General features: G+C 48.0%; 7 protein-coding genes. 5 read left to right on the top strand and 2 right to left on the bottom strand.

Annotated elements, in window-relative coordinates; translation table 11 throughout:
• Nucleotides 1-115: 115 nt before the first annotated feature.
• Both ACJJJB_RS15355 and ACJJJB_RS15350 read right to left on the bottom strand, forming a co-directional pair.
• Nucleotides 116-1,228 (bottom strand): CmpA/NrtA family ABC transporter substrate-binding protein, encoded by a 1,113-nt coding sequence (locus ACJJJB_RS15355; RefSeq protein ID WP_445365121.1) that lies wholly within the window; start codon nt 1,226-1,228, stop codon nt 116-118.
• Nucleotides 1,188-1,775: an ANTAR domain-containing response regulator gene (locus tag ACJJJB_RS15350; RefSeq protein WP_026305250.1), complete on the bottom strand. Its 588-nt coding sequence runs from the start codon at nt 1,773-1,775 to the stop codon at nt 1,188-1,190. Before ACJJJB_RS15350 ends, ACJJJB_RS15355 begins: the two co-directional genes overlap by 41 nt.
• 781 nt (nt 1,776-2,556) lie before the next feature.
• On the opposite strand from ACJJJB_RS15350, the gene ACJJJB_RS15345 reads away from it, so the two are divergent.
• From ACJJJB_RS15345 to ACJJJB_RS15325, 5 genes are all read left to right on the top strand, one after another.
• The gene (locus ACJJJB_RS15345; RefSeq protein ID WP_020414674.1) at nt 2,557-4,107 is read left to right on the top strand and encodes a Re/Si-specific NAD(P)(+) transhydrogenase subunit alpha; all 1,551 of its coding nucleotides are present in this window, start codon (nt 2,557-2,559) and stop codon (nt 4,105-4,107) included.
• Nucleotides 4,108-4,122: 15 nt separating this feature from the next.
• A complete protein-coding gene (gene pntB, locus ACJJJB_RS15340; protein WP_020414675.1) occupies nt 4,123-5,514 on the top strand; it encodes a Re/Si-specific NAD(P)(+) transhydrogenase subunit beta in 1,392 nt (463 codons plus the stop codon).
• A 213-nt stretch (nt 5,515-5,727) separates the two neighbouring features.
• Nucleotides 5,728-7,329: a S41 family peptidase gene (locus ACJJJB_RS15335; RefSeq protein ID WP_445365120.1), complete on the top strand. Its 1,602-nt coding sequence runs from the start codon at nt 5,728-5,730 to the stop codon at nt 7,327-7,329.
• 2 nt (nt 7,330-7,331) lie between these two features.
• Nucleotides 7,332-7,709 carry a hypothetical protein gene (locus tag ACJJJB_RS15330; RefSeq protein ID WP_020414677.1) on the top strand — a complete coding sequence of 126 codons (378 nt, stop codon included), beginning with the start codon at nt 7,332-7,334 and terminating at the stop codon, nt 7,707-7,709.
• Nucleotides 7,710-8,093: 384 nt separating this feature from the next.
• Nucleotides 8,094-10,958, top strand: a complete 2,865-nt coding sequence (locus ACJJJB_RS15325; RefSeq protein ID WP_445365119.1) for a hypothetical protein — start codon at nt 8,094-8,096, stop codon at nt 10,956-10,958.
• Nucleotides 10,959-10,965 lie beyond the last annotated feature (7 nt).

Below are 10,965 nucleotides of genomic sequence, written 5' to 3'. Positions count from 1 at the left end.
GTAGTCGATGGACTTCGTTGCCCGTGATTTTCGGCGAATAACCACTTCACCGTGCTGATGCGCCAGAGGGAAGGCAATTGCATCATCGAAATATTTCCATTCAATTAATGTGCCACTATTTTTTTGAGAGGAGAAAGTCCACGGTTTGCCGGTAGAGGTCGGCTCTAAAGGCCTTCTCTGCCTGGGGGGATACTTCACTAAAGCCCTTGCACATCTCCAACAGCTGACTTGCCTTGTCTGCGCAAGGTCGGCCACTAACATTGTCCTTGTGGGCGAAGAGGTGCCAGCCTGGATTGGCAATGATCGCTGCATCCCTGCGGAACAGGATTTGATCACTGAGTGAGAGCTGAATTAGTGTTTCGGGTAAGTCAAGATACTGTTTCTGTGATAGCAGACCTGCAGCTATACGACGGTTTCCCCGTGCGGCAAGCCAAGTGCAGGCTTGAAGTAATGCAGCGCGTAAAGCCAGGTGTGTGGCGGGATGAGCTTCATGCCAGCTTTTAGTAACTGCCAGGACTTTTTCCGGCATAGCTGGCAGTAGGCTGTTACAGGCTGTGATGATTGCACCGGCTCCTTTGTGAGCGGCGAGGGTATTCCAGGGCTCACCCACACAATAGCCATCGATAACACCACTATGAAGGTTCTGCAGCATCTGCTCCGGGGGCAGCACTACCAACTGTATTTCCCTGTCTGGGTCAATATTTGCTGAGCGCAGCCAGTGTCGCAACTGTAAACTGTGACTGGAAAAAGGGTATACCGTAGCGAGCCTCACCGGGGTGGAGCCTGCATTATTCAGTAGGTACCGCTTGAGTGCCGCGGCGATATCAGCTTGTGAACTGCCGCTGATATAGTTTTGCAAGCGATGGAAAAGGTCTTCCGATAAGGTAATGGCATTGCCGTTACAGCTAAGGATAAGCCCGCTTAAGAGCTGTTCCCGACAGTTTGGCAGAGCCTGCTTCAGTGCCAGCGGCATCGGCGCTAGCATAGCAGCAGCGTCTGCTTTACGTCCGATCAGCTTGTCACGCAGGGTTGCCCAGGAGGTTTCCCTGTGTAGCTGCACATCCAGGCCAAGCTGATGAAAGTAGCCCTTCTCCTTGGCGATAATTAAGGGCGCACTGTCGGTCAGGCGCAGGTATAACAATTTTATTGAAGTCTTTTCCGGGCGCAGAGATAGTGACATCGGTAAGTTAATGCTCGCTCTGGAAATAGTGGATAATTTGTTCGGCAACTGCACGCATGGTGGAGTTACTGCTCATAGCAAGATTGCGCAGCGTTTTATGTGCGTCTTCCTCGCTGAGTTTTTTCTTGGCCATCAATAATCCCTTGGCCCGCTCTATGGCTTTTCTCTCTGTTAGCTGTTGTTGGGTTCGTTCCAGGGATTGGCGCAGTTGCTGGAAATTTCTAAATTGCGCCATGGCTATTTCTATGGCTGGTGTTACCTTCTCTGCCGTAATGCCCTCGGCCATATAGGCGCTCACTCCGGACTCGACGGCACGACTGATGAACTCGGCATTGCCACTACTGGAGAACATGGCTACGGGGGTCGGCGCTTCACGATTGACAATTGCCAGGCTTTCAAGAATGTCCCTGTCTGGGGATTCAATATCGATCAGCACTACATCGGGGCGATATTTCTCTACCTGGAAAAGTAATCCCTCAGCACTATTAATCTGGGCAACAACAGTGTACCCGGCTGCGCGTAATCGCTCACAAACAAGGTGAGCACGCTCGGAATGGTCATCGACCAGCATGATGGCGGGGCTTGCGTTAGTCACTGTATTACTGCGGCACTCGTTAAATGATTTCTATACACTTATCCAAGTGTCAATCAATAGTTATGCCAAGCGTGCAAGGAGGGATAAACAAAATATCTTCTTCTATTTCCATGAAGTTAGAGTGGCTGTTACTGCTATTTCCTGGTGCGATATTCTGCGTATATTGCATTTCTTGCACAAGTGGGGGGCTTTATTCGAAATAGCCTGCATAAAACCGTGATTAGTTTCGATGGCTGAAAGTTATATTCTAAAATTTTCTTATTATTGGTTTTCTGTAACCTCCATGCATATTTACAAGGATATCCGTCCCAGTATTAGATGGCATACAGATAAAAATCGGCTAATTCTTATAGTTTTGAATTGTAAATTTTTCTATTTTAAATAGTCGCTAAAGTCTAATTTGTCTTAAGGACGGTCATTGCAAAAGCCATCTTAGGGCTTCATAGCCAGGATCTGAATAAGGGAAGGAAATTTTGATGTGCATATGGGTTATTTTTTATCCACACAAAACTAAGTAGATTGTCCCAAGGAGAGCCTGGAAGTTGCCGTTGATTAAATACAGTTTCAGTTGAGACGGTTTATTGTTTAGTGGTTATCTCTTTCACAAGGCCATTCCAATTAATAGTCTTATAAATTTCGCCAATTACCGCTATCAGACTATTCCTCTTTTCATCCCTTGTTGCGAGGTTTACACTCGAGTTGTTTATAAATTGGGCAGTCCAATACTTTTTGAGGTAGATGTAGCTGTAAGTTCATAATACTAACTAAGAGGGGCACGGCGGTGATAATAGCCATACCTAGAGAGACCGCAGAGGGGGAAACTCGTGTTGCGGCAACTCCTGATAGCGTAAAGCGTTTGCGCGATATGGGATTTTCTATAGCGGTGGAGAAGGGGGCCGGCGAAAAGGCCAGCTTTACTGATGAAGCTTATGCTGAAGCCGGTGCAGAAATTCGCGAGGATATGCAACAGTGTCTGGCAGGTGCCGGAGTAGTTTTAAAGGTACAAGCACCTAGTGATGCTGAGCTGGCTCTTATTCCCGAGGGGGCTACATTGATTGCCTTTCTGAAGCCAGCGCAAAATGCTGAGCTTCTGCAGAAACTTTCTGAACGAAATATTAACGCCCTGGCCATTGAATCAGTCCCAAGAATCTCCCGCGCACAAAAGATGGATGCTCTTAGCTCCATGGCCAATATTGCCGGTTATCGAGCGGTCATCGAAGCCGCACATAACTTCGGACGCTTCTTTACCGGGCAGATTACCGCTGCGGGAAAAATCCCCCCTGCAAAAGTACTCGTTATTGGAGCCGGAGTTGCTGGTCTCTCTGCTATTGGAACAGCAAAAAGTATGGGAGCGATAGTGCGTGCTTTCGATACCCGTGCAGAAGTGCGTGAGCAGGTTGAGTCTATGGGAGCGGAGTTCCTGACTGTTGAAATAGAGGAGGAAGGTTCTGGCTCTGGCGGATATGCCAAGGAAATGTCCAAGGAGTTTATCGAGGCTGAAATGGCTCTATTTCGGGAGCAGGCCAAGGATGTGGACATTGTTATTACCACTGCTTTGATACCTGGTAAGCCAGCGCCGAAACTATGGCTTGCCGATATGGTTGACAGCATGTCGAAAGGATCGGTGGTAGTGGATTTGGCAGCGGAAATGGGTGGAAATTGTGATTATACAGTGCCGCATGAAAAGATTGAGAGGAGTGGTGTCACTATTATTGGGTATACCAATTTGCCTAGTCGTGCCGCAGCTCAGTCCTCCAGATTGTATTCAACCAACCTTGCTCACCTGATTGGAGAATTGACTCCAGAGAAAGACGGGACCATAAACCTAAATTTTGATGATGAAGTTATCCGTGGTGCAACAGTAGTTAAGTCTGGAGAAATTACCTGGCCACCTCCTGCACCTAAAATTTCTGCACAGCCAAAAGCAGCCAGTAAAGCTGCTGAACAAGTGAAGGTGATTACTGAGGAGAAGGCTGAAAAACGAAGGTCGCCTCTGTCTATCTTTATTTTTTGGGCCGTTGCCGCTGTTTTACTCCTTTGGTTGGGGCGGGTTGCTCCACCTGATTTTGTTTCCCACTTTACTGTTTTTGTACTGGCAGTTTTTGTCGGTTGGCAAGTAATCTGGAATGTCACTCATGCATTACATACGCCTCTGATGAGTGTGACCAATGCAATTTCTGGAATCGTAATTGTCGGGGCGCTGGTACAGCTCGGAGTTACTGGTTCTGGTTTGGTAACTTTGCTCGCATTTATTGGTGTACTGGTTGCCAGTATTAATATATTCGGTGGATTCTTTGTGACCTACCGTATGCTGAAAATGTTTCGCCGGTAAGGGAGGGAGAGTGTAATGAACGGTATGATTGCAATGGCTTATCTCTTCTCTGCGGTGATGTTTATTTTAAGTCTCGGAGGCTTGTCAAGCCATGAGACAGCTCGTCGCGGAAATATTTATGGCATGGTGGGCATGGCAGTTGCCATAATTGCCACAATCTCAGGCGTGGCTACCGGAGCTTATTGGATGGTGGCTATCGCAATGGTTGTAGGAGCTGTGATAGGGCTCTCCCTGGCCAGGCGTGTCGCCATGACTCAAATGCCGCAAATGGTGGCATTGCTGCATAGCTTTGTTGGCCTCGCTGCAGTGTTGATTGGTTGGGGGGGCTTCCTTGATCCTCGAATTACTCTGCACGGTGCTGCTCATGTTGTACACAGCACTGAAATTTATCTCGGTGTTTTTATCGGTGCGATAACTCTCACTGGTTCTTTGGTTGCCTTCTGTAAGTTGCAGGGATTAGTTTCCGGCAAGCCATTAATGCTGCCAGCTCGTCACTGGTTGAACTTAATTGCAATCCTGGCCTGTATTGTATTGGGGATTTTATTTGTACCTGCAGATGTACATGCGGGGACGGTTATAAATCTCCTCCTGATGACTGCTATTGCGTTGCTATTGGGCATTCACCTTGTGGCGGCGATTGGCGGTGCCGACATGCCAGTGGTTATTTCCATGCTGAACAGCTACTCAGGGTGGGCCGCAGCTGCGACCGGGTTCATGTTGGGCAATGACCTGCTGATTGTAGTGGGGGCTCTGGTTGGCTCTTCCGGTGCGATACTCAGCTATATTATGTGTCGTGGTATGAACCGCTCCTTTATCAGTGTGATTCTCGGTGGATTTGGTTCAGATGGTGGTGAAGTTTCCGATGAGGAGGTTGATGGTGAGGTTATTGCGATTGACCAGCAAGAGCTTGCCGAGGAACTCAAGGCCGCTGATAGTATTATCATCGTGCCTGGGTTCGGAATGGCTGTTGCCCATGCGCAACAAGCAGTCAGTGACTTGACCGATCGCCTGCGCGGCATGGGTAAAATGGTACGCTTTGGTATTCACCCTGTCGCGGGACGCCTGCCTGGCCATATGAATGTTCTTCTCGCTGAGGCCAATGTGCCCTATGACATAGTGCTGGAAATGGATGAGATCAATCCGGATTTCCCCAGTACTGATCTGGTACTGGTTATAGGTGCTAACGACACCGTAAACCCAGATGCGGTAGAAAAGCCGGGTTCTCCCATAGCCGGTATGCCGGTGCTAGAAGTATGGAAAGCTCACAGAGTTGTTGTACTAAAACGCTCTATGGCATCGGGGTATGCGGGAGTTGCCAATCCACTCTTTTATAAAGAAAACGCACGAATGCTTTTTGGGGATGCGAAAGACAGTCTTCAAGGCGTGCTAGGCAGGGTCAGTGACTAATCCTGATTCGTTGTTGGCCGGCTTTAGGAAAGCGTAAAAAATCCCTCCGGCTTGGAGGACTGGTGTCCAGGGACTACAGTACCTCCAAGCCTCTTTTCTCACGGAAAGCTATTTATTTTCAGTAATAATTAGGCTATCGCTCGGCTTACTGATTAATGATAACCTCCAGTCCTTTGCATATCTTCACGAAAAATAATAAGTGGGAGTCTGGGGATGGGAATCCATTTGCATAAATTGGCCTTGGTGGGAGCTATTGCCCTTGGAGCCTTTGGGCTTGCGGCTTGTGGAAGTGGGAGTAGTGACTCGGAAGGGGGGGCTACTGGCGTGGAGAACCCTACTCCTGTTGGTGGCTCATGGGAAAAGGGTAATTTTCTGCCAGTCTCAACTTTCACCGACCGTTGTGTTTCACCGCGTAGTGGCACTGATCCTATAACCGGATCTGCTTATGCTGATGTATTGGGCACACGCCAGGATGAAAATAACTGGCTGCGTTCAATGAGTAATGAACTCTATCTTTGGTATGACGAAATCGAAGATAAGGATCCTGCGAGATTTGATAGCTCTCTGACTTATTTTGAGGAGTTGCGAACATTCGCTTTAACCCCCTCTGGCCGAGAAAAAGATCGTTTTCACTTCACTGAGCCGACGAATGAATGGCTATCTCAAAGCGAGTCCGGGATATATATTGGCTATGGTGTGCAATGGGCATTGATATCGAGCGAACCGCCACGCAAAGCGCTAGTTGCTTACCTTGATCAGGAAGATAGCAGCCTGCCGGATGCCATTACTCGCGGCGCTGAAGTTATTAGTGTTGACGGCGTTGACCTGGCTAATGGTAGCGATGTCGATACATTGAATGAAGGCATGTGGCCCGCTAAATCAGGTGAGTCTCACGAGTTTAAAATACTACCTTTGGGTGCCTCTGACCCTGTGACAGTTACTTTAGTATCGGCCGAGGTTGAGTCAGATCCCGTGCAGCATGTGAAGGTGGAAACCACTGACTCTGATCGTAAAGTGGGTTATATGCTGTTTAATGACCATATTGCCAAGGCAGAGGGAGAATTGATTGATGCGATTACTGAGCTTGAATCTGAAGGTATTGATGATCTGATTTTGGATCTTCGCTACAACGGTGGAGGCTACCTGGATATTGCGGCTGAATTAGCCTATATGATTGCTGGCGATAATAGTGTTGGGCAATCATTTGAACATATGCAGTTCAATGATCAACACCCAGAAATAAACCCAGTTACTGGGGCACCTCTTGATCCAACTCCATTTCATACTTCTGCTTTGGGACTTGCTGATGATTCCTTAAAAGGATATCCGCTCCCGACCCTGAATCTCCCGCGATTATTTGTTTTGACTAGTGGTAATACATGTTCAGCCAGTGAAGCCATTATTAATGGATTGCGGGGAGTGGATGTGGAAGTAATCCAGATCGGTGAGACCACCTGTGGTAAGCCTTACGGTTTTTATCCCCTAGATAATTGTGGCACTACTTATTTCACAATCCAGTTTTCTGGTGCCAATGCCAAGGGATTTGGTGAATATTCGGATGGATTTGTTCCTAATGGCCCATTTGGTACTGAAGCAGATTTACCAGGTTGTGAGGTGGACGACGATTTTGATCATTTATTAGGGGATGTGAATGAGGCGCGATTTGCTGCAGCGCTTAATTATATTGAGGGCGGTGACTGCGGTGATGTTGCGGTGAAAGCGTTCGCTGAATTTGGTACAAGCAATCGATTACTTGAATCAAATGTAAGTGTACCAAAAGAGATTTCTCGCAGTAACCGTATTATGGTGAGGTAAAAGTGAAAGCCTTGATTACAACAAAGTTACTATTAATCGCTCTAGTATGCTTAGGTTGTGGAGTTCAGCGGGTATCTGAAAGCCTTCAACCCGCTCTGATTGATGAGATGAGTCCACAAGCGCACAGTGAACTACAGCGAGTTGTTTCTCAGGCTATGGGAGGTATACAGGTAACTGTTGGAGTTGAGGCGCTTACTTATGAAAGCTTGCTGGTTGTTGAGCCTGGCCGTAAGCAAATGAGAAGTATTGGTCGTGAGTATAGCCGGCCAACTAAATTTCAGCTTGTTTCTGATGGAGATAGATGCTTGCTGGAGCGTCTTACTGATGGAAAACTATGGGAATTACAAGTTTCTTGTAAGTTAAAAAGTAATATTCAATAGCTGTAAATGAAGAAGGCAACGAGGTATAGCCTTCTCATTTTTCTATATTGTGCACCCAGTAATCAATAGTGCTTTTCTACTCCTCTGAAAATATATTTTCTTTTCCGTTTTTCTTTCTTTCGCTATTTTTATAAGAAAGCAACTGGTTTGAATTCTTGGGGCGCTTAACAATTTGCCTCTTATTCTCTGCCCTGCAGTTATTGAAATTCTAGGATTTTTCTTTCAAATTGGTATAAATCTATTAATTTGATTTTATTTTGTGCAAGCTAAATGGTATTTTTATATTTTGGATTGAGATATATTGGCGCCAAACTTCAATCTGGATGTTCACCTGTTGGGAATTGCTAGGTGAAATAAGGCTTAAATAATCGGGGGCTGGAAGCCATGCGCCGTCGCGATCTGAATCGTTTTGTACCATTCTCTGTATCTTGTTCCTTTTCTTTACTTTTCACTGCGTCAGTCTTCAGTAGTTGGTCTTATGCCGATAGTTTTGACTCTGATATGGATGGCATGCCTGATTACTGGGAGAGCGCTTATGGGTTGAATATTTACTCAGCAGATGATGCCCTTACTAGTTTGGATATGGATACGCTCTCCAATTTGGCTGAGTTCCAACTTAGGACCAACCCAAGAAAAGAAGACACCGATTTCGATGGTGTGCCAGATGGTTTGGATTTATGGCCACTAGACCCAAATAAGAACTGGGATCATGACGGTGACGGCATCCCCGCCTCCTGGGAAGTCAGCCGTGGTTTGAATGATGACGATGCTCAAGATGCAACTCAGGATAATGATTTTGATGGTCTCATCAATTTGCAGGAATACCAAGCAGGCACCCGAATAGATCTTAGTGACAGTGACTTTGACGGTATTAAAGATGGCGAAGATATCGCACCGCTAAATGCCGCTTATCGTTTTGATCATGACGGCGATGGCCTGCCGGAATTGTGGGAACAGGAGCATCACTTTAATGATGGCGATGCCGGTGATGCAGCGGAAGATACCGACAGTGACGGCCTGACAAATTTACAAGAGTACCAAGCCGGCACCGACCCGCGTGCTCCAGACAGCGATCATGATGGTGTTGCAGATGGCCAGGACTTATTGCCAACCGATGCCCGCTACAGTCGTGATGAAGACGGCGATGGCATGGCGGACGAATGGGAACAGGAACATGGCCTCCGTAGCGATGATCCCACTGATGCTATTTTTGATGAAGATTACGATGGTCTCAGCAACCTGCAGGAATACCAGCTGGGCACTAACCCGCAAGAGCGTGATAGCGATGGTGACTGGGTAGAGGATGGCGAAGATCGCTTCCCAACCAACCCGCAGTATCGCCATGATTTTGATAGAGATGGCCTTCCTACATTTTGGGAGAACCAATACGGCCTGGATGTCAGTCGCCCAGAGGATCGTGGTGAAGACCCCGATGGTGATGGCCTGACGAATGCCCTGGAATTTGAGCTGGGTACAAACCCCATTAATCCTGACACTGATGGGGACAGCGCCCGTGATAGTGAAGACTGGTGGCCGCTAGACCCAAATAAGAACTGGGATCATGACGGTGACGGCATCCCCGCCTCCTGGGAAGTCAGCCGTGGTTTGAATGATGACGATGCTCAAGATGCAACTCAGGATAATGATTTTGATGGTCTCACCAATTTGCAGGAATACCAAGCAGGCACCCGAATAGATCTTAGTGACAGTGACTTTGACGGTATTAAAGATGGCGAAGATATCGCACCGCTAAATGCCGCTTATCGTTTTGATCATGACGGCGATGGCCTGCCGGAATTGTGGGAACAGGAGCATCACTTTAATGATGGCGATGCCGGTGATGCAGCGGAAGATACCGACAGTGACGGCCTGACGAATTTACAAGAGTACCAAGCTGGCACCGACCCGCGTGATCCAGACAGCGATCATGATGGTGTTGCAGATGGCCAGGACTTATTGCCAACCGATGCCCGCTACAGTCGTGATGAAGACGGCGATGGCATGGCGGACGAATGGGAACAGGAACATGGCCTCCGTAGCGATGATCCCACTGATGCTATTTTTGATGAAGATTACGATGGTCTCAGCAACCTGCAGGAATACCAGCTGGGCACTAACCCGCAAGAGCGTGATAGCGATGGTGACTGGGTAGAGGATGGCGAAGATCGCTTCCCAACCAACCCGCAGTATCGCCATGATTTTGATGGAGATGGCCTTCCTACATTTTGGGAGAACCAATACGGCCTGGATGTCAGTCGCCCAGAGGATCGTGGTGAAGACCCCGATGGTGATGGCCTGACGAATGCCCTGGAATTTGAGCTGGGTACAAACCCCATTAATCCTGACACTGATGGGGACAGCGCCCGTGATAGTGAAGACTGGTGGCCACTAGACCCAAATAAGAACTGGGATCATGACGGTGACGGCATCCCCGCCTCCTGGGAAGTCAGCCGTGGTTTGAATGATGACGATGCTCAAGATGCAACTCAGGATAATGATTTTGATGGTCTCACCAATTTGCAGGAATACCAAGCAGGCACCCGAATAGATCTTAGTGACAGTGACTTTGATGGTATTAAAGATGGCGAAGATATCGCACCGCTAAATGCCGCTTATCGTTTTGATCATGACGGCGATGGCCTGCCGGAATTGTGGGAACAGGAGCATCACTTTAATGATGGCGATGCCGGTGATGCAGCGGAAGATACCGACAGTGACGGCCTGACGAATTTACAAGAGTACCAAGCTGGCACCGACCCGCGTGATCCAGACAGCGATCATGATGGTGTTGCAGATGGCCAGGACTTATTGCCAACCGATGCCCGCTACAGTCGTGATGAAGACGGCGATGGCATGGCGGACGAATGGGAACAGGAACATGGCCTCCGTAGCGATGATCCCACTGATGCTATTTTTGATGAAGATTACGATGGTCTCAGCAACCTGCAGGAATACCAGCTGGGCACTAACCCGCAAGAGCGTGATAGCGATGGTGACTGGGTAGAGGATGGCGAAGATCGCTTCCCAACCAACTCGCAGTATCGCCATGATTTTGATGGAGATGGCCTTCCTACATTTTGGGAGAACCAATACGGCCTGGATGCCAGTCGCCCAGAGGATCGTGGTGAAGACCCCGATGGTGATGGCCTGACGAATGCCCTGGAATTTGAGCTGGGTACAAACCCCATTAATCCTGACACTGATGGGGATAATATCCCTGATAATACAGATCCTTCACCGGCAGAGTAGGATATTA

This window comes from Microbulbifer variabilis, from assembly GCF_052468405.1.
Note: the sequence above shows the minus strand (reverse complement) of the source record. Positions and strands in the feature narration are given on the sequence as shown.